This window comes from Bacillus sp. MM2020_4 (genome assembly GCF_011250555.1).
GTDB lineage: Bacteria > Bacillota > Bacilli > Bacillales > Cytobacillaceae > Neobacillus.
In genome coordinates this window covers 123,435-148,855 of sequence record NZ_JAANMZ010000005.1, presented here as the reverse complement: position 1 = coordinate 148,855, position 25,421 = coordinate 123,435, and the positions used below count along the sequence as shown (strand labels likewise).

The 25,421-nt window shown below is 39.5% G+C and carries 25 protein-coding genes, 2 tRNA genes and 1 other annotated feature; of the genes, 5 read left to right on the top strand and 22 right to left on the bottom strand.

Features of this window, described 5'->3' with window-relative positions; translation table 11 throughout:
- Positions 1 to 67: 67 nt before the first annotated feature.
- The 8 genes from G6554_RS06685 to trpE all read right to left on the bottom strand — a co-directional run bounded on the left by G6554_RS06685 (position 68) and on the right by trpE (position 6,980).
- Positions 68 to 457 (bottom strand): hypothetical protein, encoded by a 390-nt coding sequence (locus G6554_RS06685; protein WP_166240008.1) that lies wholly within the window; start codon positions 455 to 457, stop codon positions 68 to 70.
- 114 nt (positions 458 to 571) lie between these two features.
- Positions 572 to 1,381, bottom strand: a complete 810-nt coding sequence (gene trpA / locus G6554_RS06680; RefSeq protein WP_166240006.1) for a tryptophan synthase subunit alpha — start codon at positions 1,379 to 1,381, stop codon at positions 572 to 574.
- On the bottom strand, positions 1,368 to 2,582 hold the full coding sequence (gene trpB / locus G6554_RS06675) for a tryptophan synthase subunit beta (RefSeq protein WP_166240004.1): 1,215 nt from the start codon (positions 2,580 to 2,582) through the stop codon (positions 1,368 to 1,370). The genes trpA and trpB overlap by 14 nt, the downstream gene beginning before the upstream one ends.
- On the bottom strand, positions 2,557 to 3,198 hold the full coding sequence (locus tag G6554_RS06670; RefSeq protein WP_166240002.1) for a phosphoribosylanthranilate isomerase: 642 nt from the start codon (positions 3,196 to 3,198) through the stop codon (positions 2,557 to 2,559). The genes trpB and G6554_RS06670 overlap by 26 nt, the downstream gene beginning before the upstream one ends.
- Complete coding sequence (trpC, locus tag G6554_RS06665) at positions 3,195 to 3,986, bottom strand: indole-3-glycerol phosphate synthase TrpC (RefSeq protein ID WP_166240000.1); 792 nt, start codon at positions 3,984 to 3,986, stop codon at positions 3,195 to 3,197. The genes G6554_RS06670 and trpC overlap by 4 nt, the downstream gene beginning before the upstream one ends.
- On the bottom strand, positions 3,987 to 5,012 hold the full coding sequence (trpD, locus tag G6554_RS06660; protein WP_166239999.1) for an anthranilate phosphoribosyltransferase: 1,026 nt from the start codon (positions 5,010 to 5,012) through the stop codon (positions 3,987 to 3,989).
- A complete protein-coding gene (locus G6554_RS06655) occupies positions 4,984 to 5,595 on the bottom strand; it encodes an anthranilate synthase component II (protein ID WP_166239997.1) in 612 nt (203 codons plus the stop codon). The genes trpD and G6554_RS06655 overlap by 29 nt, the downstream gene beginning before the upstream one ends.
- Entirely contained in the window at positions 5,592 to 6,980 is a 1,389-nt protein-coding gene (trpE, locus tag G6554_RS06650; RefSeq protein WP_166239995.1) for an anthranilate synthase component I, read from the bottom strand. Before trpE ends, G6554_RS06655 begins: the two co-directional genes overlap by 4 nt.
- 63 nt (positions 6,981 to 7,043) lie before the next feature.
- Positions 7,044 to 7,294, bottom strand: a binding site (T-box leader).
- 177 nt (positions 7,295 to 7,471) lie between these two features.
- On the opposite strand from trpE, the gene bcbE reads away from it, so the two are divergent.
- Positions 7,472 to 8,749 (top strand): bacillibactin exporter BcbE, encoded by a 1,278-nt coding sequence (bcbE, locus tag G6554_RS06645; RefSeq protein WP_166239993.1) that lies wholly within the window; start codon positions 7,472 to 7,474, stop codon positions 8,747 to 8,749.
- A 45-nt stretch (positions 8,750 to 8,794) separates the two neighbouring features.
- On the opposite strand, the gene G6554_RS06640 is transcribed toward bcbE, so the two are convergent.
- From G6554_RS06640 to G6554_RS06630, 3 genes are read right to left on the bottom strand one after another with little or no spacing between them, the layout of a single operon-like run.
- A complete protein-coding gene (locus tag G6554_RS06640) occupies positions 8,795 to 10,663 on the bottom strand; it encodes a PTS fructose transporter subunit IIABC (protein WP_166239991.1) in 1,869 nt (622 codons plus the stop codon).
- Between the two features lie 13 nt (positions 10,664 to 10,676).
- A complete protein-coding gene (gene pfkB / locus G6554_RS06635; protein WP_166239989.1) occupies positions 10,677 to 11,591 on the bottom strand; it encodes a 1-phosphofructokinase in 915 nt (304 codons plus the stop codon).
- Complete coding sequence (locus G6554_RS06630; protein ID WP_166239987.1) at positions 11,588 to 12,340, bottom strand: DeoR/GlpR family DNA-binding transcription regulator; 753 nt, start codon at positions 12,338 to 12,340, stop codon at positions 11,588 to 11,590. Before G6554_RS06630 ends, pfkB begins: the two co-directional genes overlap by 4 nt.
- 172 nt (positions 12,341 to 12,512) lie before the next feature.
- Between G6554_RS06630 and G6554_RS06625 the strand changes: the two genes are divergently transcribed.
- Together G6554_RS06625 and G6554_RS06620 are read left to right on the top strand one after the other, a co-directional pair.
- Positions 12,513 to 12,586: transfer RNA gene (locus G6554_RS06625), tRNA-Gly, on the top strand.
- A 9-nt stretch (positions 12,587 to 12,595) separates the two neighbouring features.
- Positions 12,596 to 12,684: transfer RNA gene (locus G6554_RS06620), tRNA-Ser, on the top strand.
- A gap of 64 nt (positions 12,685 to 12,748) precedes the next feature.
- On the opposite strand, the gene G6554_RS06615 is transcribed toward G6554_RS06620, so the two are convergent.
- From G6554_RS06615 to G6554_RS06600, 4 genes are read right to left on the bottom strand one after another with little or no spacing between them, the layout of a single operon-like run.
- Entirely contained in the window at positions 12,749 to 13,654 is a 906-nt protein-coding gene (locus G6554_RS06615; RefSeq protein ID WP_166239985.1) for a DUF362 domain-containing protein, read from the bottom strand.
- Between the two features lie 20 nt (positions 13,655 to 13,674).
- Positions 13,675 to 14,262, bottom strand: coding sequence for a DMSO/selenate family reductase complex B subunit (locus G6554_RS06610; protein WP_166239983.1), 588 nt, complete (start codon positions 14,260 to 14,262; stop codon positions 13,675 to 13,677).
- A gap of 12 nt (positions 14,263 to 14,274) precedes the next feature.
- Positions 14,275 to 16,668: a DMSO/selenate family reductase complex A subunit gene (locus tag G6554_RS06605; RefSeq protein ID WP_242637688.1), complete on the bottom strand. Its 2,394-nt coding sequence runs from the start codon at positions 16,666 to 16,668 to the stop codon at positions 14,275 to 14,277.
- Complete coding sequence (locus G6554_RS06600) at positions 16,661 to 17,326, bottom strand: TorD/DmsD family molecular chaperone (RefSeq protein WP_166239981.1); 666 nt, start codon at positions 17,324 to 17,326, stop codon at positions 16,661 to 16,663. The genes G6554_RS06605 and G6554_RS06600 overlap by 8 nt, the downstream gene beginning before the upstream one ends.
- Before the next feature lie 233 nt (positions 17,327 to 17,559).
- Here G6554_RS06600 and G6554_RS06595 point away from each other — a divergent pair, with 233 nt between their 5' ends.
- Positions 17,560 to 17,853, top strand: coding sequence for a DUF6509 family protein (locus G6554_RS06595; protein WP_166239979.1), 294 nt, complete (start codon positions 17,560 to 17,562; stop codon positions 17,851 to 17,853).
- A 35-nt stretch (positions 17,854 to 17,888) separates the two neighbouring features.
- Here the strand turns inward: G6554_RS06595 and G6554_RS06590 are convergent, their stop codons facing one another.
- From G6554_RS06590 to ku, 4 genes are all read right to left on the bottom strand, one after another.
- Positions 17,889 to 18,092: a cold-shock protein gene (locus G6554_RS06590; RefSeq protein ID WP_207342931.1), complete on the bottom strand. Its 204-nt coding sequence runs from the start codon at positions 18,090 to 18,092 to the stop codon at positions 17,889 to 17,891.
- A gap of 135 nt (positions 18,093 to 18,227) precedes the next feature.
- Positions 18,228 to 18,428 (bottom strand): cold-shock protein, encoded by a 201-nt coding sequence (locus G6554_RS06585; RefSeq protein WP_166239977.1) that lies wholly within the window; start codon positions 18,426 to 18,428, stop codon positions 18,228 to 18,230.
- Between the two features lie 229 nt (positions 18,429 to 18,657).
- Entirely contained in the window at positions 18,658 to 19,620 is a 963-nt protein-coding gene (locus tag G6554_RS06580) for a nucleoside hydrolase (protein WP_166239975.1), read from the bottom strand.
- Between the two features lie 130 nt (positions 19,621 to 19,750).
- Positions 19,751 to 20,581: a non-homologous end joining protein Ku gene (gene ku / locus G6554_RS06575; RefSeq protein ID WP_166239973.1), complete on the bottom strand. Its 831-nt coding sequence runs from the start codon at positions 20,579 to 20,581 to the stop codon at positions 19,751 to 19,753.
- Between the two features lie 127 nt (positions 20,582 to 20,708).
- Between ku and G6554_RS06570 the strand changes: the two genes are divergently transcribed.
- Positions 20,709 to 22,547: a DNA ligase D gene (locus tag G6554_RS06570; RefSeq protein ID WP_166239971.1), complete on the top strand. Its 1,839-nt coding sequence runs from the start codon at positions 20,709 to 20,711 to the stop codon at positions 22,545 to 22,547.
- A 10-nt stretch (positions 22,548 to 22,557) separates the two neighbouring features.
- Here G6554_RS06570 and dapF read toward each other — a convergent pair whose 3' ends face one another.
- The 3 genes from dapF to G6554_RS06555 form a co-directional block, all read right to left on the bottom strand.
- Entirely contained in the window at positions 22,558 to 23,541 is a 984-nt protein-coding gene (gene dapF, locus G6554_RS06565; protein WP_166239969.1) for a diaminopimelate epimerase, read from the bottom strand.
- Between the two features lie 73 nt (positions 23,542 to 23,614).
- Positions 23,615 to 24,400, bottom strand: coding sequence for a hypothetical protein (locus G6554_RS06560; RefSeq protein WP_166239967.1), 786 nt, complete (start codon positions 24,398 to 24,400; stop codon positions 23,615 to 23,617).
- 112 nt (positions 24,401 to 24,512) lie between these two features.
- Positions 24,513 to 25,367 (bottom strand): patatin-like phospholipase family protein, encoded by an 855-nt coding sequence (locus G6554_RS06555; RefSeq protein ID WP_166239965.1) that lies wholly within the window; start codon positions 25,365 to 25,367, stop codon positions 24,513 to 24,515.
- Between the last annotated feature and the right edge of the window lie 54 nt (positions 25,368 to 25,421).

The following is a 25,421-nucleotide window of genomic DNA, read 5'->3' as shown; positions in this document are numbered from 1 at the left end:
ATAAAGGAGATAACCGTTCTTATCAAGAAATTGTCGACCTTTGTCAGCAATTAACACTCTTTCCTTCTTATCGAAACGGTGTTCCCGTTAACTTTTCAACTGCACGACAAAATTGATCCCAATTAGCAGGAAAACATTCAGTTCCTTCACTAGCATACATTTTTTCCTTTGTTTTCAATTTTACCGACCAGTATTTACCTTCCAGAATAATTCCTTCTTCTTTCCGGTAAGACGGCTTCCATTTCCTAATATTTAGGCTGTAAACTTCCCTTTTAAATTCCTCCAAATCGCCTGATTTTACTGTCTGGAGATCTGGTAGTGTCTGACAAACCCCTTTATTTCTCCATTCTAAAGACACAAATGTATTTTTTTCAAAATTAACTCGAAGTAGATACGAAATTCCTCCGAATCCTTCAAGTGAAGCCATAATAGAAAGGATTGATTCATAATCCCTCATAATCCTTCATCCTTATTTACCATTATAATTTTTTTGTAATGTATTCAAGCAAATTATAGTAAAGATAGACATTTTCCGCTGTAACAAATGATACTGTAAGTAAAAAAGCCCACTTCATGATGAAGTAGACTTTTTTACTTGCAGTATTTTTGTTTCCCGTTTGAAACATGACATTAATTCTTCCATTTCACTAAGATCATTTTGTGCAAACAAATCAACAATTCTACTGCCAACAATAACTCCATCACAGTACGTTGTTAATTCAGCAATTTGATCCTTTGTTGATATCCCAAATCCTGCCATTACCGGTATGGTGCTTACCTCTTTTACTGTTTTCAAAAAATGCAGTAATTCAGCATCATATTCATTTCTCGCCCCAGTAATTCCCTTAACGGTAACTGTATATAAAAATCCTTTGCCTTTACTTGAAATTGTTTTTATCCGCTCAAGTGGCGTTGTAAGGGTAACTAAGCGAATTAGTTCAATATTTGCCTCCTCAAGCTGGGGTGCTATGATCTCTTCTTCCTCAATGGGGAGGTCGGGAATAATACATCCATCTACACCGGCAATTCGGATATCGCGAACAAATTCCTCTATTCCGTAAGCGTAAATTGGATTTAAATACGTCATTAGGAGAATGGGAATGGTAATGATTTCCCTTGCCTTTTGTAATTCTGCAATGATTCCCTTTAGGGTGGTACCGTTTTGAAGGGCTCTAAGTCCCGCTTGTTGAATGGTTGGACCATCCGCTACTGGATCAGAAAAAGGAACTCCAACCTCTATTGCGCTCGCACCGTAATGTTCAAGTAACGTCAACCTATCTATTAAACTATCTAGCCCTCCATCCCCTGCCATTATGTAAGGAATAAATGCCTTGTTGTTATGGGCCTGTAATTTTGAAAATGATTGTTCAATTCGGTACATGATCATTTCCCCCTTCAATTCTTGATTTCACAGTATCTACATCCTTATCACCACGGCCGGAGAGGCATACAACAATGTTTTGCGTATCGTTCAATTCAGCCGCTAGCTTAACACTAAAGGCAACAGCATGGGCACTTTCAAGTGCAGGTATAATACCCTCAAGCTTTGATAAAAGTTGAAAGGCCTCCAGTGCTTCTTGATCTGTAATAGAATAATAGTCTGCCCTCCCACTATCCTTTAAGTAGCTGTGTTCAGGACCTACCCCGGGATAATCAAGGCCGGCAGATATAGAATGGGCTTCTTGAATCTGACCATCATTGGTTTGCAATAAATACATTAAGCCGCCATGTAAAACACCGGGTTTACCTTTTGTTAACGAGGCCGCATGAAAATCGGTTTCAACACCGGCACCAGCCGCTTCAACCCCATATAAACGGACTGACGTATCTTCAATAAATGGGTAAAACATCCCCATTGCATTACTTCCGCCCCCTATACAGGCAACAACAGCATCAGGAAGGCAGCCTTCCCGCTTTAGAAATTGTTCTCTTGTTTCCTTGCCAATGACACTTTGAAAATCTCTTACCATCACGGGAAAAGGGTGAGGACCCATGACAGATCCTAAAAGATAGTGGGTGTCATCCACATTGGCTACCCAGTATCTCAGCGCTTCGTTGACGGCGTCCTTTAATGTAGCACTACCGGAGGTTACTCCAACCACCTTTGCTCCCAACAATTCCATGCGAAAGACGTTTAATGCCTGTCTTTTTATGTCCTCTTCCCCCATAAAAATAATACAATCCAGGTTTAACAAGGCACAAACAGTCGCCGTCGCCACACCATGCTGACCGGCACCTGTTTCGGCTACAATCCTTCGCTTTCCCATCCGAACTGCTAGCAACGCCTGACCAATGGCATTGTTGATTTTATGGGCTCCTGTATGATTCAAATCTTCTCTTTTAAGAAAAATATTGGCACCACCAGCATGTCTCGTTAGATTTTCTGCAAAATATAGTGGTGTCTCTCTCCCGACATATTCTTTTAATAATCGATCTATCTCAGCTTGAAAGCCCGGTTCCTTCTTAGCCATTTCATATGCTTCATTAAGCTCAATAACGGCTTTCATCAAGGTTTCCGGTACAAATCTTCCTCCAAAAATACCGAAATGTCCTCTTTCATTTGGTAATGTATATGTGCTCATTTTCATTTCCCCCCAAATTTTTCACTTTGGTAATAAATTCTTTTATCTTTACAAGGTCCTTTACTCCATCAGATTCAACTCCGGAGCTTACGTCCACCATTGCCGGTTTTACAATGTTGATGGCCAGTTCCACATTGTTCAAATGTAAACCACCAGCAAGAATGACTCTTTTCTCACTTAAAATTGCTGCGTTTACCTCATTCCAATCAAACGCTGTCCCATTTCCACCCCGATATTTTTCTTTTGGGCCATCCAACAATATATACTCCGCCGGAAATTGGCTAATATCTGCTAGCCCCTCATTCCCATCAAAGCTTATTGCCTTTATTACAGGTAATGAAAGCAATTCGCAAAATGAGGCAGGTTCATCACCATGCAATTGGATATGTGTTAACCCGACAACCGAGGCAATTCGTTCGACTTCTTCCTGTGTTTCATTTACAAATACACCAACCTTATACACATCATTTGGTAAAGCGGAAACAATTTCTGTTGCTTTTTCTATTGAAATCCTTCGCTTACTGTCAGCAAACACAAAACCAATGGCATCGGCACCATACTCAGCTGTGGCAAGTGCTGTTTTGACATCCGTTATGCCGCAAATTTTCACTTTCATTCGTTTATCCCCTGCAGAAGAGGCAGACGAAGATCTAGGAAGGCATTTTTGACATCCCTACTTGTCATCAATGCTTCCCCAACTAAAATTCCATTCGCACCGGCATTTCTAACCCGCTCTGCATCCTCTTGGCAATGAATACCGCTCTCACTTATAAGGAAGGCACCAGATTTTTTTACCTCAAGTGCCAATGTTTCAGTAACTTCAAGTGAAACATGGAAGGTTTTTAAATCCCGATTATTGACCCCAATCAGCCTTGCACTTGTATGAAGTACCTTTTCTAATTCTTCCTGATTATGAACTTCTACCAAAACCTCCAAGTCCTTTGACCTCGCATATTGATATAACTCGTTCAGTCGGTTTTCATCCAAGGCGGCTGCTATTAATAAAATCAAATCAGCACCATTTGCAGCAGCTACATTAATTTGCAACGGGTCGATGATAAAATCTTTGCAAAGTATGGGAAGATCAACCGTTTCACGAACCCGCTGCAAATCAGAAAATGACCCTTTAAAAAAACTTTGATCAGTTAGCACAGAAATGGCAGTTGCCCCAGATTCCTCATACATCGCTGCCTGCTGGACAGGATCAATTCCATTATTGATGAGTCCCTTTGAAGGTGATGCCCGTTTGAATTCAGCGATAATCGACAATTCATTTGCTTCATTCAGCTTGTGAATAAGGGACCTTTTTGGAAATTCGATTTGCGGAATCCTGTGTACACCTTCTTGAAGAAGCAGCACCTCTTTCTTCTTCTGTTCAATAATTCGGTCAAGAATAGTCACCATTTAAATTGCCTCCCTCCTGTTTGCTCGTGATTTATCAATGAGCGCAGCTAGTTTTTCATATGCTGCACCCGTGTCAATCATCTCTTTTGCTAATTCAATTCCGGCTTTCATCGTTTCTGCTTTCCCAGCGGTAAAAATTCCAATTCCCGCGTTGAGTAAAACAGTATCCAATTGTGCTCCTTTTTCCCCTTTTAAAACTCTGACTAGGATCTCAGCATTTTCTTTTGAATCCCCACCCTTTATACAACTGTTATCATATCGAGTAAGATTCATTTCTTCAGGGAAAAAAGAATGATTGTTAATGCATCCTTCCTCCAAAAGCGAAAAGTGATTCTCTCCTTGTAGTGAAGCTTCGTCCATATAACCGGCACCATTAATGACTACTGCCCGTTTACGGCCAAGTTTCTGAAGCACTTCCGCAAATATATTCAATAAATCTCTTCGGTAAACACCAAGCAATTGATAGTCTAAATCAATTGGATTTGTAAGCGGTCCGATAAAATTAAAGATAGTCGGAATTTTTAATTGTTTCCTTACTGACATCACTTTTTTCAATTTGGGATGGACATGCGGAGCAAATAGAAATGCCACACCGATTTCCTCAAGGATTTCTTCTGTTTGTTCTGCAGATAAATTAAAATTTACCCCCAAGTGCTCTAGTACGTCAGCGCTCCCCGTTTTACTTGATATACTCCTATTCCCATGCTTTGCTACAGGGATACCAGCCGCGGCAATGACAAAGGCAGAAGTGGTACTGACATTAAAACTTGAAGAACCGTCTCCTCCAGTCCCGCAATTATCAAGAACATTCGGAAATTTACGGGTAAATGTTAACGTATGATCCTTTAATGCCCTCACAATCCCGGCAATTTCTTCGACGGTTTCACCCTTTGATTTTAGGCCCATTAAAAAGGCTGCAATTTCCGATTCGGAAACTTCTTCCCCCAAGATAAAATCGAAGGCTTCTTTCATTTGATTTTCTGAAAACGATTGTTTTTCAGCTAATTGGAGTAAATAATTCCTCATTTGTCCTCTCCCCTTCTATTTCAAGTAAAAAGTTAGCTATCATTGCCTTACCTAATGGTGTTCCAATGGATTCAGGATGAAATTGCAGACCATAAACAGGAAATTGCTGATGTTTGATCGCCATCACTTCATTGTCATCACTTGAAATCGCAATAACCTCTAATTGTGCAGCAATATGGCTTTTATCAATAGATAAGGAATGATAGCGCATGACCTCTAAAGGCGATTCCATATTTGCAAAAATTCCACTACTGCCATGTGATATGGAGGATGTTTTCCCGTGCATAATAGAATGGGCCCTGCCTACTACACTGCCGAATGCAGCACCAATAGCCTGATGACCCAGGCATATTCCTAAAATAGGAATTTCCTGATAGAAAGTTTGAACCACTTCCATACAAATTCCTGCAGCTTCCGGCCTTCCTGGACCTGGTGATAAAATAATCGCTTTTGGTTTCATTTCTCTGATTTGCTCGATAGACAGTTGATTATTTCGATATACAGCAGTTTTTTCTCCTAATTCACCTAAGTACTGATAAAGATTAAATGTAAACGAATCAAAATTATCGATTAGCAAGATCATTGCTCACCCTCCAAAAAGGTTTTTAACTTATTGACGGTTTCCTCATACTCTGACTCAGGATTGGAATCGTAGACAATTCCTGCACCTGCTTGGATACTAGCTGTTCCATCCTTAATAATCATTGTTCGAATCGCAAGGGCAAAATCGATATTTCCGCTCGCCGATACATAGCCAATTGCTCCTGAATAGAGACCCCGTTTTGACTTCTCCAGGGCATTGATAATTTCCATCGCCCTTACCTTTGGTGCACCTGAAACCGTTCCTGCCGGTAGGCATGCGGCAAGGGCATCAATGGCTGTCTTATCCGGCAGGAGCTCACCACTTACCTCTGACACAAGATGCATGACATGTCGGAATTTTTCCACCGCCATATACTTTTCAATTTGAACCGTTCCGAATTCGCAAACTTTTCCGAGATCATTCCTGCCAAGATCAACCAGCATCCGATGCTCTGCCAGTTCTTTTTCATCAGTTACTAATTCCTGTTCAATCAGCAGATCCTCGATCCTTGACTCCCCTCTCCGCTTTGTCCCAGCAATCGGATTTGAAATAACTATTCTCCCTATTGTCTTTAGTAAACTTTCCGGAGAAGAACCGATAACGGTATAGTCGTCAAAATCAATATAAAACATATAAGGGGTTGGATTATGACTCCGGTGTTTTCGATACAGGGATAATGGTGTTCCTTCAAACGATGACTTCATTCGTCTTGATAGCACCACTTGAAATATATCCCCAGCTAAAATATGATCCTTTGCGACTTCAACCTGATTAATAAAGGTTTCTTTTTCCGTATCTGAATGAAAACCTGCAAAACGAACGGGCTCATCTTCATGATAATAAATGGGCTGTTTTAATTCCTCGATCCTTTTCGTTAGGCGGTTTGCAATCACTTCTTCTGTGCTTGTTTCTGTCAGCGGCAGCCCGCAAAGCATGATTTTCTCTTCAAGGTGATCAAATACAATTACTTCCTCATAAAACATTAAGTGTACATCTGGCATGTCTAACCCGTTTGAATATTCCTCACCAATGATTTCGTAGGATCTAATAATGTCATAGCCAACATACCCTACAGCACCGCCTACAAATGGAAAGGCATTCTCTTCAAAAGCCCTTGGCGGTAAAAGCTCCTTTAATACCTCCAACGGGTTTCCCTTCAATACACTTTTCTTACCATCTCGATTGACAATTTCATTCCGATCACCTCGTGAAATGAGTTCAAAGGCAGGGTCTGCCCCGATAAACGAATAGCGCCCAGAGTCATTGTATTTATGAGAACTTTCCAATAAGAACTTTTTGTTTCCGCTTATCTTTTGCAAAATAGAAATCGGCGTTAATGTATCACCTTTAATTTCTCGGATAAAAAAACCGTTTACTGTTTTCATGTCCCAACTCCTCTCAAAGTAAAAAAAAAAATCGTCCTCTATATGCGTAAATAATTTACGCATATAGAGGACGATTCTATTGACCGTGGTGCCACCTCAAATTTGAAACAGAAAAAATCTGCTTCCTCTTTCGGATACAGAAACATTTTGTTCGATATCCTATCCTTTTAACGGTGGAACTCCGTGCATCCCTACTACTTGTTCAAGATGCCTCTCGCAAGTCCATTCCACAAATCTTATCTTATCGGTTCCCACCTGCCCCGACTCTCTGGAAAGAATCAAATATGTGTACTCCTCTTGCTCAACGATTTACTATGATTATTTTTTATCATGTTAATATAGATTCTAACCTCTGTCAAGGAATTATTTTTTGAATTTTCACAAAGTCGCTTCTCCGACTTCCAAATAAAGGATTTATATTTCATTGTTTTTTAAATCTAAATTAGTGAATATTAACAGTAGCAAATAAATGAAGGCAGGCTAGACTATTCATGGAACATATTGAACAATTAAGCCAAAATCCACGTACTGCAAAAAAGAAGCAGTCTACTGCTGGACAAAAGCGATCCAATGAGGTATCTAAGCAAAAGTGGGCAATTGTCTCACTGTCTTCCATTCCATTGGTTATGACGTTAGGAAATTCAATGCTGATACCTGTGTTACCATCAATGGAAAAAAAATTATCGATCTCCTCTTTTCAATCCAGCATGATTATTACCGTTTATTCCATTGTTGCCATTTTTTTAATTCCAGTTGCCGGTTATTTGTCCGATCATATTGGAAGGAAAAAAGTCATTATTCCCAGCTTAATTATTGCGGGAATTGGCGGACTGGTTTCTGGTTTCGCGTCATGGAAGTTAGAGGACGCCTATTGGCTTATTTTAGCCGGCAGGGCTTTACAGGGGGTAGGTGCTGCTGGGGCCGCGCCAATTGTTATGCCGCTGGTCGGTGACATGTTTAAAAATGATGATGATGTTAGCACCTGCCTAGGTCTGATTGAAACATCCAATACCTTTGGGAAAGTACTAAGTCCGATCTTGGGTGCATTTTTAGCAGGGTTTATCTGGTTTTTACCCTTTTTCTCCTTTCCAATCTTTTGTGCAATTTCCGTTATCATGATGATTTTTCTCGTCAAGTGTCCAAAAACAGATGAAAAGAAAATCCCCTTTAAAGAGTTTTTTATCAATGTAAAAAAAACTTTTACGGAAAAGGGACGTTGGCTTTATGCCATCTTTTTTATTGGCGGCATCTTGATGCTGATTCTATTTGGAATTTTATTTTACCTCTCAGAAGTTTTCGAAAGTGAATACGGAATAAAAGATGTTAAAAAGGGGTTATTTTTAGCATTACCATTAGGAGCACTTTGTTTATCATCCTTTATTAGTGGAAAAATAATTAAGAAAAATAAAGTACTCATGAAATGGTTAACCTTTGGCGGAATAGTCGCAGCAGCATTATCCATTGCCGCCCTATGGTTTTCGATTAAGCTCTGGTATATGATTACCATGTTTCTGATCAGCGGAGTAGGAATTGGTTTAGGCCTTCCATGTTTGGATGCCTTAATCACTGAAGGTGTCGAGAAGAAAGAACGGGGCACCATTACATCGATTTACAATTCAATGAGATTTATCGGAGTCGCAGCAGGTCCTCCGATTATTGCTGTGTTAATGAAATATGCGAATCATTGGATATTTATATTATTGAGCAGTCTGAGCGTTACCGCCGCCATTGTGGCTCTGATATCAATTAAGCCGAAAGCGGAGGCATAGCAAAAGTGCTGAGGTAAACTTCCTCAGCACTTTGTTTGTCTGCTGTTATACAGATTTTACAGGTTTCTTTAGGAACCCAATTAATAATGCAGAAACGACTGAACCAATGAGTATTGCCAAAGCATACAGCAAGGCACCACCATCAACCAATGGAACCACAAAGATTCCACCATGCGGTGCTCGGAGGCCTATACCGAATGCCATGGACAGTGCCCCTGCAATCGCAGAACCGACCATTACAGACGGAATGACACGTAGTGGATCCGCTGCAGCAAATGGAATGGCGCCTTCTGTTATGAATGATAATCCCATAACATAACACGCTTTTCCAGCATCTTTATCCTGCTCATTAAACTTATTTTTAAAAACCGTGGTCGCAATAGCAATGGCTAGCGGCGGCACCATTCCTGCTGCCATAATAGCTGCCATTGGCCCATATACACCACTTGCTAGCAACCCTGTTCCAAACACATAGGCTGCCTTGTTAATGGGTCCACCCATATCAAATGACATCATAAGTCCCAGAACAATACCTAATAAAACCGCATTACCCGTTCCAAGTCCTGTTAACCAATCAGCTATTTCCTTGTTGATCCAGGCCACCGGATTGTTAACAACGTAATGCATCAAAAATCCTGTAATGGCAATACCTAATAAAGGATATATTAAAATACTTTTAATTCCTTCAAGTGAACGTGGAAGTCCGGCAAACAATTTCTTCAACAATAATACCATATAACCTGCCAAGAAACCGGCAATCAACCCACCAAGGAAGCCAGCACCTCCACTGGCAGCCATCATCCCCCCTACCATACCGGGGGCGAAACCAGGACGGTCGGCAATACTTAGGGCGATAAATCCGGCAAGAACAGGGACAATAAGGGCGAATGCATTGTCACCGCCAATGGCCTTGATAACTGCTGCAATCGGATTATAGGATGGATCGTCCGGATTTGCCGAGTTATAGCCAAACATAAAGCTAATCGCGATTAAGATACCACCACCTACTACAAACGGCAGCATATTTGAAACACCATTCATTAGGTGCTTGTAAAAGCCTTTACGAGGACTCTTTTGGTCAGGATCATCCGTGCTTTTAGCCCCATTTCCCTGATAAACAGGAGCGTCTTGCTTTAATGCCTTGTCGATCAATTGCTCAGGTCGTCGGATTCCATCTGCAACCGGTGCTTGAATGACATGTTTACCCTTGAAACGTTCCATTTCCACACTTATATCTGCAGCAACAATAACAGCTGCTGCGTGTTCAATTTCTTCCTTCGTAAGAATATTTTTAGCCCCGCCAGAACCGTTCGTTTCAACTTTTATGGTAACATCCATCTCTTTTGCTTTAGCTTTAAGTGAATCTGCGGCCATATATGTGTGAGCAATTCCTGTAGGACAACCTGTCACTGCCACAACTGTCTGATTGTTATCTTTTGTAGCAGGTGCTTCCTCCTCGTCTTTGTCAAACCGATTTATCGTATTCATAACTTCTTCAGCCGTAGTTGCCATTAATAGCTCGTATCGCACTTCCACTTTCATCAATAATCCCGAAAGACGCGCCAAAGCTTCTAAGTGGGTATTATTTGCACCATCTGGGGCCGCAATCATAAAGAACAGGTGGGCAGGCTTGCCGTCTAATGACTCATAGTTTACTCCTTCGGATGATTTCCCAAAAACAATGGCTGCTTCCTTTACAGCCTTCGTTTTCGCATGAGGAATAGCAATCCCGTCACCGATTCCTGTCGTGCTTTGTTCTTCACGCTTTACTATTGCCGCTTTAAAATCCTTCGGATCCGAAATTTTATCTGCCTTTAGTAAAACCTCCACTAGCTGATCAATTGTACTTTCTTTTTCGTTGCCTTTAATATTTAGTAAAATTGTATTTTCCGATAATAATTCTGTAATTTTCATCGCCTTGTCTCCCTTAAAATAATTCCTTAATATGAACCTCCGGCAGGAGCTCCTCAACTTTTTCCTTGGTACAAAGACCAAGTGAGAAGGCAGTTGCACTTCCTGAAGCAACGCTGTAGCGGAAGGCTTCTTCAATATTTTTTGTTTTTTCATATACAGCCAAGAATCCCGCCACCATGGAATCACCCGCACCGACTGAGTTTTTAAGCTTACCCTTTGGCACCGTTGCCATGAAGGAATTGTTTTTGTTTATTAAAACTGCCCCTTTGTCAGCAAGTGAGACAATAACATTTTGGGCACCCATGGTGATCAGTTTTTTACCATAGGGGATTGCTTCCACTACACTTGAAATCGATGTTTCAAAAAGCTCCCCAAGCTCATGATGATTGGGTTTGACTAAAAACGGCCCGTATGGAAGGACGTTTCTAAGCAGCTCTCCTTCAGCGTCGACGACAAATTTCACTCCATTTTTTTGGCAAATTTTCACTAAGTCTTCATAGGTTGTTTCCGGCAATGTTGAAGGAATACTTCCTGCAAGTACCAGTAAATCCTCTGAATCTAGTCTCTGAATTTTTTCTTTTAAACGTGTGAAATTTTGTTCAGTTATTTGGGGACCAACTGCGTTTATTTCTGACTCTTGACCCGTTTTTAGTTTTATATTTATCCGAGTATCTTCCTCGACTTGAACGAACTCTGTATCAATCCGTTCATTTTGTAAGAATTGTTCCACATAAGTTCCCGTAAAACCGCCTACAAAGCCAAGTGCCTTACTTTTTGCCGCAAATTGATTTAACACCCTTGAGACGTTAATTCCTTTACCCCCAGGAAACTTGGTTTCATTTATCGTTCGATTTAACTCACCCAGTTGAAAGCTCTCCAATTGGACTATATAGTCAACAGAAGGATTAAGCGTTAATGTATAAATCATGATGTCACTACCTTTATTGAAGTTCGATTTAAGTATTGCTTCTCTGTTTCTTCATCTAAATCATTTGTAATGATGGCTACCTCGTGGATATCGGCAATTTTAGCAAAAGAAATTTCTGCAAATTTTGAGTTATCTGCTAACACAAAGGCTTCTCTTGTTAAAGAGATCGCCTTTTGCTTGACCAGCGCTTCCTCTTGATCGGGAGTAGTGAAACCAAACTGCGGATGAATTCCGTTTACTCCGATAAAGCATTTATCAAAGCGGTAAAGATCTAGGCTTACTAATGCTCCACGCCCGATAATGGCATTTGTTTTCAACTTGGTTAACCCGCCAATTAGATAGGTTGTGATTCCTTTATTCACCAACGGGGATATATGCATGATCCCATTGGTAACGACGACAATATCCTTTAAAGGTAAGTACTCAATCATTTCAACCACAGTTGAACCGGCATCAAGATAAATACAATCTCCCGCTTCCACTAAACTCGCAGCATATTTGGCAATCCGTCGTTTTTCTTGAAGGTTTTTGGATGATTTTTCAATCATGCTTGGCTCTTGTAACTTCCCTTGCAATCTTTGAGCGCCGCCGTGGATCCTTTTTAGGAATTTTTGTTCTTCTAATTGTGATAGATCCCTTCTAATCGTTGATTCTGAGCAATTAGTCAGCTCCATAATTTCCTGGATTTTCACGATATTTTTATCTTTTAATAATTGCAGAATGATTCGATGACGTTCAGGAGTTAACAAGTCATCACCGCCTTAGTTTGTTATTCATGTGTTTATTATACTGAAACCGATTGCAGGAATCAATCAATTTCTTTCAAAAACATTCATTTCGTGACTGTTTTTGATGGATTTATTTTTTTCTTTTACTCTATTCATTATTATGTTATAATAATCGATGTTCAAATCATATCTTGCGGGTGTGGTTTAATGGTAGAATTTCAGCTTCCCAAGCTGACGGCGGGGGTTCGATTCCCCTCACCCGCTCCAAAAAGACGTGGAGAAGTACCCAAGTGGTTATAAGGGGGCGCACTCGAAATGCGTTAGGACGGGCGACCGTTGCGTGAGTTCGAATCTCATCTTCTCCTTACTTAATCTTTCAATAAAACATCAAAAAAACGCTAGAGGTTTCTGGCGTTTTTTTGCTTTCCCTTATTGATAAGGGCTTAACCATCTAGGATCCCTGCCTGTACAAAAATAGCATTTTTCCCTTTCCTGCTTAAAGGAAAAAAAAAGTTGGCCACATGCTCGACATTTCTTTTTATGAAAATTTTCAACTAGTTTACTATTTTCTTGAAAATCCACTTGTATTTGAATAGCATGTTCCGGACAAATATCCCGACAATCGGTACAGTTTACGCACTTTTCATTATTAATACGCAGAAAAGAATCGCCTGCATTAAAAACCTTTTGTGAGCAAAAAGCAAAACATACCTGGCAAAGTGTACATTTGTTATGATCAATCTCCACTTTAAAGAATTGAAAATCCGGATAATAATTTGTAATCATCCATTCCTCTGCATCCAGCTTCCATTTGGCCGGTGCCATGTTTCTTGCAACATTCTTCATTTCCTTTTTCAATGAGGTAAAAAATGCTCTTCTTGAAAGCATTTGTTCCTTATTTTTTTGCTTAACACAAATTGGATCATCGCCAAGAATTTTCAGTTTCCGATTGACTTCATTTAGAACAGATTCCCACTTTTGATTAAGGGAGTTCTCTGCAATAGTAATCGAATGGATTTTTCTTTTTTTATAAATCAGCAGTTCTTTTACAGAAGGAGTGTAGTCTTCATTATAAATTAGACTGCACTTGTCAAATTCCCTTGATAAAGGGATTCCTTCGATAGCTGATAATGGGCAGGAAATCACGCATTCCCCACATGAAGTACAGCGTTCCCTATTTACTTTAATGGTTTGTTCTTGAATCGTTAAAGCTTCAAACTTGCATTCTTCGATACACGTTGTACATGTTGCGCGAAGATTTCTCTTTCTCGAGCATTTGTTTGATATTTTTAAATCAATATGCAAGCTTTCAAGCCAATTAACAAGTAAAGACATATGACCAGCTCCAAACTATGTCAACTACTGGATAATTTTGCATCTCTATGCGGTGTTATCACAATGTTTGGATGTGTAAGCGAATCACTTGGCATCCCTTTTATTTGGCTGACATTCCCATGCTTTTTCCGTAACTCTCTTATTGGACCGAATTCTATTGCCCTCATCGGACACGTTGACACACATACAGGTTCCTCGCCCTTTTCTTGGAGGTCGATACAAAAATTACATTTATCAGATTTAAATACCTTTTTATTATATTGCGGCGCCCCGTAGGGACACGCCCTTACACATAATTGTGTTCCTTGACATACTTCTTGATCTATTGTTACCACGCCATTATCTTTATCTTTACTTATTGCCCCAACTGGACAGCTTTGTGTACATTTAGGCTGTGCGCAATGATTACAAGCAATAGAAAAGTAAAATGCTTTTACATTTTGGACTATTCCGCTTGACGGCTGCTGGATGAAGTTCCCTTCCTCAAAGGAATAAACTCTGCGAAAATTTATACCTACATGGAGATTATTTTTATCCTTACATGACACACTGCAGGCCTTACAGCCAGTGCAAAGACTTTGATTTATATAAAATCCTAACTGGGCCAACTGTCTCACTCCTTACGCTTTTTTTACTTCAACAAGGTTCGTTAATTGTGGATTGGCCTTCGCGAGAGGTGTTGGCCGCTGTGATGTCAGTACATTAATTGATCCACGCTGATCCAGTCCCGCTTTATCTGGAGTATACCAGGCCCCCTGGGGAATCCCCACAACTCCAGGAGTAATACGCGGTGTTACCTTAACAACGATATTGAGTGAACCACGATCATTCATGACCTGAACTCGATCTCCATCGCTAATTCCCCGTTTTTCTGCATCTTTAGGATTTATCCATATTTCTTGCTTTGCTACTTCCTCAAGCCACGGCTGATTATCATAGGTGGAGTGACATCTCCGCTTATAATGCCAGCTAATTAACTGTAAGGGGAACTTTTCATTTAATGGGTCTTCCGGCCCCTCCCATGATGGAATATATTTCGCTATCGCAGGAATTTCATCGTGCCTATTCATATCCCATAATGCTTTTGAAAACAATTCGATTTTTCCAGATGGGGTTTCAAACGGATGGTTCTGAAGATCATCAATTTGCTCTTTAAAGCCGACAAGTGGTGCATCAAATTTAAAATGATATACTCCCTTCTTTCGAAACTCTTCAAAGGCAGGGAAGTTGGGATCAAGCTCTTTTTTCGTACGATCCACACTTTCCCTAACCAAATCAAGGGTTGTTTTCCCCTCCGTGAATTTCTCCTTCACCCCTAATTTCCCTGCCACTTCTGCAAAGACATCATATTCATCACGGCATTCATAAAGCGGATCAATTGTTTTGTCACCAAAAACCACATAATCACCAAAACACCATGGGACACCAATATCATAGCGTTCAAAAAACGTTGTCCCTGGTAGTAAAATATCAGCAAACTTTGCACTAGGCGTCATAAAAAGATCACTGACCACAATAAATTCAACCTTGCTCTCATCCTCTAGCAGCTTAATTGTTTTATTAATATCCGAATGCTGATTAATCAGCATGTTACCGGCCATATTAAAAATACATTTGATGTTGGTCGATAATTTATCCGTTCCTTGTAAACCATCTTCTACTGTCATTTCAGTCCCTTGTTCCACTGCCTTTGTCCAAAGGAAACATGGAATGGAGGCTTTAATTGGATTATCATATGAAAAAGGATAAACAATATCTGAACGGCTCCAATAACCCGTTCCCGCTGCCCAGCCGCCAAGCTTGCCAACATTACCTGTCAAACAGGCAAGCTGTGCCCCACCGCGCATGAATTGCTCCCCATATGCCTGCCGTTGTGCTGCCCAGCCTTGTATCAGCGCTGCTGGTTTTGCCTTTGCATATTCTCTGGCAATTTCACGAATTTTCTCAGCCGGAACACGGCAAATCTTTTCAGCCCATTCAGGCGTTTTTACTACCCCATCTTTCTCACCAAGTAAATAGCTTTTAATTGACTCTTCCTTTAAAACTCCTTTAGGTAAATGATTTCCGTCGAATCCTATACAGTATTGATCAATGAATGCCTGGTCATGTAAGTTCTCCGTAACGATTACATAGCCCATTGCATCCATCATTGCATTATCTGTTGTCGGTAGAATGGGGATCCATTCATCGGCAAAAGCAATCGCCGTATCTGTATATCGCGGGTCAATCACAATGATTTTTGCCCCATTTTTCTTTGCTTGCATTAAATATTCGCGGTAGGGCGTTGAAAAAATCATTTCTGACGGATTTTGACCCCACAAAATGATATATTTCGAGTGTAAGAGGGAATCAAAGCTGCTTCCAGAGTTATTCGTCCCATATGTATATGGTGTTGCGACATTTCCCGCCCCGGAGCTGTAATCATTCCGATAATTTAAATAACCACCTGTCAGGGCTAATAATTTCCTTGCTGCGTTTTTACCTCCATGAAGCCCCCAGCTTTGTCCTGAAGCATAGTTAACATATCTTGACTCTGGACCATATTGTTCACCAATCCGCTTTACTTCGGCCGCAATGGTGTCAATCGCCTCATCCCACGAAATTCGTTTAAATTTTCCTTCACCCCGTTTACCAACACGTTTCATCGGATATTTCAGCCGGTCGGGGTGGTATAGCAAACTTCGATAGTTTCGCCCTCTCACACAGGCTCGTAACGGAGGCGTTGATATGTCCCCACCTTCCTGTGTGTCGGTGCTCACCCTAATAACGACACCATCTTTCACATGTGCTTTGATTACACAGCGTCCCCCGCAATTATTAATGCTGCAGGTTGAAATAATTTTCTCCCTTTCTTTGGCATTCACTGCCTTTGTTCCCTCTGTCCGTTCAACAAGCATTTTTGTCCCAATTCCACCGGCAATAACGGGAATCCCAATTGCCCCAGACCATTTCAAAAAGGTCCTCCGCTGCATTTTATTTGTTAACAAGTTCTTTAAACGATTTTCTTCAGACATGAATAATCGCCCCCTCAACTTCCAATAAAAATGTTTTATCAAAGCATACAAAGTCTTCGAGCACCATGGCGGTTCCTAAATATAATCGACTAGTTGTATTCTCAATGACCTTTGCACAAAAAAACGGAATCCAAACAGTTAGATGTTTTTCTAAGAAAATGATTTGGCTAGAGATTAATTCAAGAATTTTTTTAGGATTTGTTTCTTGCAAACTTAGATTCGCAAGAAACATCATAAATTCCAATTCTAGTAACAAGTGGTCATCTGGTTCATTATTTTCTTTTACATATTGAAGGCCAAATTGATGATATTGCTCTCTGATTTCATACATCCATTCTTCAAATAACAGTTGCTCCTTACTCCTGTAGTACGATTCCCAAGGAGGCGCAGCTAGTGGACCGGGTCCAACGAAGAGCCGTTGATATTCCTCATTCTCATTGTTAATCTGCTCAACTGAGAGGCCGTCAAAAAAGTGACAAAGAATTTTCCCACCCTCATGATCCTCTGCTAAACCCTGAAAATTAGCTTTATCACGAATTTCTTCTAACAACTTATTCGTTGGCTGCTGAAATAACAAATAAAGCAGCTGATAAAACTTTTGCCGTGCTAAAAAAAATGGCTGTAGTTGTTTATGCAAAGGCTCTGACATTGAAGTCATGTTTTTTCACTCCTTCTTTGTGAAATATTTCACAATATTACCGTCGATTTACACTCCCTTTTTCATTTACCAATTTTCTATATTTTTATCTTACCTCAATCTTCCATACTTGGAATCAGTTTGTGTAATTATTCACATATCGTTCAAAATCAGCAAAATGACTACAGGCAGATGAATTTACCTTCTTATTAAATAAATGTGTATAATAAGGAGGTCTAATTAAACCGCAAAGGATGATACTCTTGAATATTACTGGCCACGAAGTGGAAAAACTTGAAGACCCATTTGGATTATTACCGGGTGATCGCTATGAATTTTTCCTTGAACTTGACGTTGATATGGAAGATGAACTTTATTCTGATAAAGGAATTGGTTTGAAAGTAATTTATGTCAGTGAGGAAACGGGTGACAAAATCACTAGTTATTACTTTTACGAACGAGGCAGCGAAACGGTTCTTGACTTTGCTCTTGAAGAGGATGAGGAAGAACTGGTCCTTACTTATTGCCAGCAGCATCGTGTAGAATAAAAAAATACAGGGAGAGTAGTCTCCCTGTATAATCATTACATAAAATTCTTACTATGATTATGGATAACTTGTAGTTCTTTTGTTGTTTGGCTCATTTCACTTTTGCAAATGGGACAAAGCGGCAGTTCACTACTTTTAAAATTATCACGAACCCAGCATTTACAATCCTCTGAAGTGCATACCCAGATTTTTGTTTCTTCTAATTTGATTTCTTCTTCATTTTTTCTACCAAACGCCAAAACGATCACTCCTTTTAATTAGTTATGACTGTTTTTGAACCTATGTTTGATTAGTTATGAAACTATTATTCTAGAACATATATAGATAAAAAGGTGATGCCTTCATCGTCTGCATCACCCTTTTATGTTAAGGAATTAAACTGCTTGTACGTTTGCTGCTTGTGGTCCACGAGCGCCTTCAACGATTTCGAAAGAAACAGATTGACCTTCTTCTAATGTTTTAAAGCCTTCTGATTGAATAGCTGAGAAGTGAACAAATACGTCTTGACCGCCGTCAGCTTCAATAAATCCAAAACCTTTTTCTGCATTAAACCATTTTACTTTACCGTTTTTCATGGAATCTTACCCCCAAAATTTGTTCACTTTAAGTTACTCGTACAATAAAATAATAAAAAAGACGTACTTACACGTTTGGGGTAATAGACATTCCCCACATATTCGTGCAGTTACGGCTAGTTACTTCCAAAAATATTAACGAACATTAAAGCGTAACTTAAGTTTATCGTGTTTCTCTTGATTTGTCAATGTAATTTCTAAAACTAGGAAATACTGAAAATATATTGTATTAATGTTTACGAGAATTACCTTTCATAAATATTTCAATAAAGTTGGCTGTAAATTTCGTTATATCCGCTTCCATACCTATATAATCAATGGTTTTTGCAGGTTCTTTATCTGGCTTGGGGCGAAAATCAGCGATACTTTTTCCTTTTGCATTCCCAAATTCCTCTACCCTTACCCGACGAGGTATATACTTAACCAGTAATGGGTCCGTTAAAGCCATTAGCGGAACTACATCGTGCATGGGTGCGCCTTGAATCCCAGGGACATTTTTTTGGTATGCCTTATAATAATAATCAAAAGCTGGTTTTATTAAAGGTTTAAATGAAGTTGGACTATTTTCGCTAAGAAAGTTAATGAGATCCGGTGAAATGATCGCTTTATTCGTAATATTTAGTGGATGTAAGTAAATATTGTGTGCTTTTTCCATGACCGTATTTGCGGCAATAGGGTCTACATAAAAGTTTGCCTCCGCTTCGGCAGTAATATTCCCAGGCACCAAAAATGCCCCGCCCATGATATAAAAAGCTGTAACATCCTGTAAGGCATTATTTCCATATAAGATAAACATTAAGGCTAACTCTGTTAATCGACCAACAGAAACAATCACCAAATTCCCTTTATATTGTTTAACAATTTCAAGGATTTTGTTGAAATCATAAACGTTTGAATTTTTAATTGTTTCAGGTGGTTTAATCGGACCTAATCCTTCCTTTCCATGAATTTCCGGATAATATTGAATCGGTTCACCTAATAGAGGACCGGCTGCTCCAGCAATAATGGGGATGTCCTCTCTATTACCTAATGTTACCAGATAAGCTGTATTCTTTACGGACTTTTCTTTTGGGGTGTTTCCATAACCACTAACAATACCAACAATATTTATTTGAGGATGGAGTAAAGCATACATTATAGCAAATGAATCATCTATACCCGGATCAGCAATCAGGAGTACATTATAAACCATATTTTTACCTCCATTTTACTTTTAATTAGCCCTTTTTAAAATTATGATAAATCAATACTTGAAAGAACATGAACCAAAAGGAAAAACCGATCGGAGGCCTCGAATCGGTTTTTTTGCATTTTGTATTCCATCATGCTTCTTTCTTCATTTTTGTGGCAGCCTTTTTCCTTGGTGCTGAAGCTTTTTTAGGTTTAGTCCGGTCAATTGATGCCTGCAAGGCAGCCATTAAATCAGTGACATTTGAAGCAGGTTCCTTTGTTGCAGCTGTAACGGTTTCTTTGCCACTGCGTTTGGATTCAATGAGTTCAAGAAGGGCTGTTCGATATTCATCCGTATATTTTTCCGGTTCAAAAGTGGTTGTTAACTGATCAATCAATAATATTGCGGTGTCTAATTCCCTTTTCGTTACTTTATCCTCTGAAGGAACATTAGGGACATCTCCAGCCTTTCGAACCTCATCAGGGAAATGTATCGTTTCCATGACCAATGTATTTTCATACACTCGAATAACTGCCATCTGTTCCTTTGAACGAATAATAATTTTGGCAAGACCAACCTTTTGTGATTCTTCAAGTGCCTTGCGTAATAGGGAATAAGCTTTTCCGCCGCCCTCATTAGGTGACATATAATAACTACGATCAAAATAAATCGGATCAATCTCTTCTATTTTGACAAAATCAATAATTTCTACAGCCTTTTCTTCATTTTCCTTTCTCAGCTTTTCTAAATCATCGTTATCAAGCACAACAAATTTTCCTTTTGTGTATTCATATGCCTTTACAATTTCTTCTGGTTTTACCTCTTCTCCACAAACAGAGCAAGTTTTTTCATACTTGATGGGTGCATGGCATTTATTATGCAGGGTCCTGAGCTTTATATCTTTATCTTCTGTCGCCGTGTGAAGCTTAATGGGGATGTTCACAAGCCCGAAACTAATACTTCCTTTCCACATCGTATGCATAGGGATTCTCCATTCTTTTTTCTTTATTTTGTGGCGTAACATTCGGTTACATGCCTAAAAAGAAATGGAAAAGGATGAAGTCATCACCAAAGAAGCACAATAAAGAAAAAAGGAAGGAAAAAAGTTAATGAAGCCGATGCTGCCAAGTTTAACCTTTGATTTGCCTATTAGGCCCGATTGGATGTATGAGGTTAAATATGATGGGTTTAGGGCTCTTTTAGAGTGGAATTCAAAAGGAATCACATTAAAAAGCAGAAACGGAAAAGAACTATTTCCTCAGTTCCCTGAGATCAAGGAGTTTTTATTCCGGTATGAGGAAAAATTCAAACCATTTTTACCACTACAGCTTGATGGAGAACTAGTTTCTCTCGAAAACACACACAAAGCGAATTTCTCCGCTACCCAAGTGCGAGGAAGATTAAAATCCGAAAAGAAAATTTACCAGCAAGCAACCCGCTCACCCTGTCGGCTGATGGTTTTTGATTTACTTATGTTAAAAGGGAAGCCACTCCATTCTATTGCCTTTCATAAACGAAAGGCCCAACTGGGCAAATTATTTCAAACCATTGGATTTCATTTAGACCCTGATCCGTACGATGACCAGCTGCTCCAATATGTAACGGCGCACGAAGATTTTCACAGCCTCTGGGAAAAGGTGGTTTTATATGATGGGGAAGGCATTATTGCCAAATCAAAAAATAGCCTTTGGGAGGAAGGGAAACGATCGTTACTATGGCTAAAGTACAAGAATTGGAAATATGTCAGCAGCTTCATTACTTCCTTCGAGAAAACAAATGGCTATTTTCACGTGGGAGTTTATAAGGATAAAGACATCTTACCAATAGGTCAAGTTCTTTTCGGTTTTAAACCTGAAGAGAAGGATGCATTAAAGAAAACAATTAAACAGAATATGGTGAGAGAGGATGATCAATTTATTTATGTGGAGCCTGCCATTTGCCTCGAAGTGAAATATTTGGAGCTCTATGATAATCAATTGCGGGAGCCCCATTTTGACCGCTTTCGCTTTGATATGGAGCCTGCTGAATGTACTTATGACCGCTTTATGTTTGCGCAAAAAAACTTGCCTTCAGATTTGGAAATTACCCATCCAGATAAACCATTGTGGGAAAAGCTTCCTATCCAGAAAGCAGATTATATCCTGTATTTACGAGAAATTTCTCCCTATATGCTTCCTTTTTTAACCAATCGGTTATTAACAGTTATTCGCTATCCACATGGAATGTTTGGGGAAGCCTTTTATCAAAAAAACTGTCCCGACTATGCACCAGAATTTGTTCAAACACACCCATCTGAAGGAATAGATTATATTCTGTGCAATAATTTGAAGACCCTTGTTTGGCTCGGGAATCAGCTGGCAATTGAATTCCATGTCCCATTTCAAACTATTAATAGTAAGGGACCAAGCGAAATTGTTTTTGATTTAGACCCTCCCTCAAAGGATGCCTTTCAATTAGCTGTTAAGGCGGCACTTTTAATAAAGGAAGTCCTTGACCAATTAAATCTAATCGGATTCATCAAAACTTCCGGTAATAAAGGCTTGCAAATTTACCTCCCACTCCCGGAAAATGTTTTTTCCTACAATGATACAAGGCTATTTACCAGCTTTATTGCCGAATATTTACTATCTAAAGATCCCGATTCTTTTACGATAGAACGAATGAAAAAAAATCGCGGAAACAGGTTATATGTTGATTATGTCCAACACAGTGAAGGAAAAACGATTGTCGCCCCATACTCAATGAGAGGAAATGAACATGGCGGTGTTGCCACCCCGCTTTATTGGGAAGAAGTGAATGAAAAGTTGGAGTCCGTTTCCTTTACAATGGAAAACGCCCTCAAACGAATTCGCAGTCAGGGTGATCCATTTCGGAATTATTTTCAAACGAAACAAATTCAAGCATTTGCACCCGTTCTTGAAATTTTGAAACAAGGTAAAAAAGGATAAGGCAAGCGCCTTATCCTTTTATTGTTTTTTCGATAAATTGCTGTGCCTCTGTTTGCAACAGCTCATATGTTTGCTGTTCAGTAAAATCATTTCTCGATGCTAACCTAACTACTTCCTCATCCAGGTCAACTACAATGGATGCTTTATATAGATAGGTAGCATTTCCAATTAGATCTATTGAGTAGGTTCCCTCGTATTTATGGACAACACACTGAACCCTGCCGCCATTATTATACACATCCGTTACCTGCTCAAATTCATTGAGTCCTGTTAAACAGGTAACTAGCGAGGAAGCTGACATTGCGGTACCACAAGCATTTGTAAAACCTACACCACGTTCATAGGTCCTAACATAAATTGACCCTGGCTGCAGCGATTTTACAAAGCTTACATTTACACCGTCCGGAAATAACAGATTAGGGCCGTTTACTTTTTCACTGAGTTGTTGTTGGATTTCAATTCGCAGCTGATCGCTTTCAACAATCGCAATTAAATGCGGATTTGGAACGGCAAGTGCGGTAAATCTTAATTCCTCAGACAATTCTGCTATTCTTTCATTAAAAAGCGTTGGTTTATGTAAATTTAATGGTAACGCCTTTAATTCAAATAGTACCGGTGAAATTTCCACTTGATACGTATGGACATCTGGGGCGAGGTCTTGCTGCTTGCTAACCTTTAAATTCGCTTTCATGGTTTCAATTACTGCATCATTTAGCCCTTGCTGTTCACAAACATATCTTGCTACAAGGCGGAGTCCATTTCCACACATCGAAGCCTCTGAGCCGTCTGCGTTAAATACACGCATTCTTCCATCGGCATGATCGCTCTTCATGACAAAGAGAATCCCATCAGCACCTAAATCAGACTGACGATTGCATAACAACCGGGCGAGGTTTGCTCGTTCACCCTCCGAAAAAGAATAACCGTTCGTCATTTCATCAATGATTAGAAAATCATTTCCCGACCCATGACCTTTAATTAAGTCGATTTGCACAGTAAAACCTCCACCATTTCGTTTTATTTATCATCATATCAAACATTGGTTTAGAGGGGAACTATCCAAATCGCTATCTTTCTATAAAATATTCGTTTATGAGTAATGACATTCGTAGGAGTTTCTCCTCCCCTGAAAGAGCCTCATTAAATGACAATACTGGTGTATTGGGTTCCGGAAACAATGAACTCCATTCCAAAGGCATCCAACCTCTTCGGAGTCGTCCTACCCGCTGATGACCAATATCCATTACTTGCTCATCCATAAAAACAGAGGATCCTTCAATTGCACCAACATATCTTCCTAATTCATTGAACAATTCCTTTTGATATTTTCTCCAACCTAGACGCTTTTTTTCAAAGCTGCCCAAAAAACGTCTGTTTCGACCGAACACATCAATCTTACTAGATTTTCTTCCTATCACATTAAAGAATCCGAGGACTTCTTGATCAGAATTGTAAAGGGCAAATGTTCTTGAAGGTTTTAACCGTTCCCAACCGTTTCCACGGTGTTTTTTTACCATCCCTGCCAAATGGCCGTCTGGAAAATAGAGGTGTATGCGTGAGAATTGGGTGTTCCTATACAACACCAAAAGATGGCTTGCTTCAAATATCGACTGATCGATCCTTCCAGATAAAACGAGACTTCTACTTATTTCTAGCGATTGTCTCATTCTAAAAAGGTAGAGTTGAAAACTGATAATACTATACAGGATAAATGGAATCGTACATAGCATGATCTCCCTATGCCTTATAATAGAAAGATTTAAAACAATAATTAGGATTGTTGGAACCAGTGCAGCAATACCACCATTTAAGTTCAAATTAGCTATATCCCGGTAATATTTATTTATTTTCATCGATAAAACTCCTTATCAATTCCTCTACACTTAGTTTATTTACTAGTATTCAAAAAAATGATAGAAGTTTTTTGTGGCCAAAAAAAAGAGAAGAGTATTGGAAACTCTTCGCTTAGGTATTGATATAGTTTAGAATTGACGTCATCGACATTTTAGCATCTTCATAGCCTTGATTGTATAGGTCTTCTAGCCTTTTTGGGTTTCTCTCCATTCTTCCAACCTTTAACGGTTGTGTCGGGCGAATGATAAGTGCATTTCCTGCTCGCTCTTCATCTTCCAAATAGGTAACTGTTTCATTATATTTTTGGTACCTTTTCTGAAGAGCCTGTTGCAACCCTTTATATTCTGGGTACTTCCGGTTCACAAGAAAATGAAACTTAGAAGGTTTTTTCAAATATCCTGCATTCCTCGTTAAAATGACGATATTTTTCTTATAACCATCCTCTTGCGCCTTTTTGATGGGAATCGGATCACTAATACCGCCATCTAATAACACCTTGTCTTTAAAGCGGATTTCCGGCGCAATAAACGGCAAGGAACTTGATGCCCGTAAAACAGTAAGCAGCTCTTGATCATAATCTTGCTTTTTATAATAAGTAGGCTCTCCTGTCAGGCAATCTGTTGTCCCAACGACAAATTCTGATGGACTATCATAAAACACATCATAATGGTATGGAACATGCTTATTAGGAATTTCATCAAAAATAAAATCCATCCCAAAAAATTGCCGATTTTTCAAATAGTTTTTCCACGAAATATATCTGGGATCTGAGGCATATTCAATTGTAACCGTTTTATTCCGCCCTTTTTGTCTCGATAAATACGAAGCAGCATTACAGGCACCCGCAGAAACCCCAATTACATATGGGAAAAATAAATCCTCTTCCAAAAAATATTCAAGGATTCCTGCAGTATACACACCGCGCATCCCGCCGCCTTCTAAAACCAAACCGACTTGATCTATCAAACTGCCTCATCCTTTCGATCTCAACCATTGCAAAAATATAATAATAGCTATTAT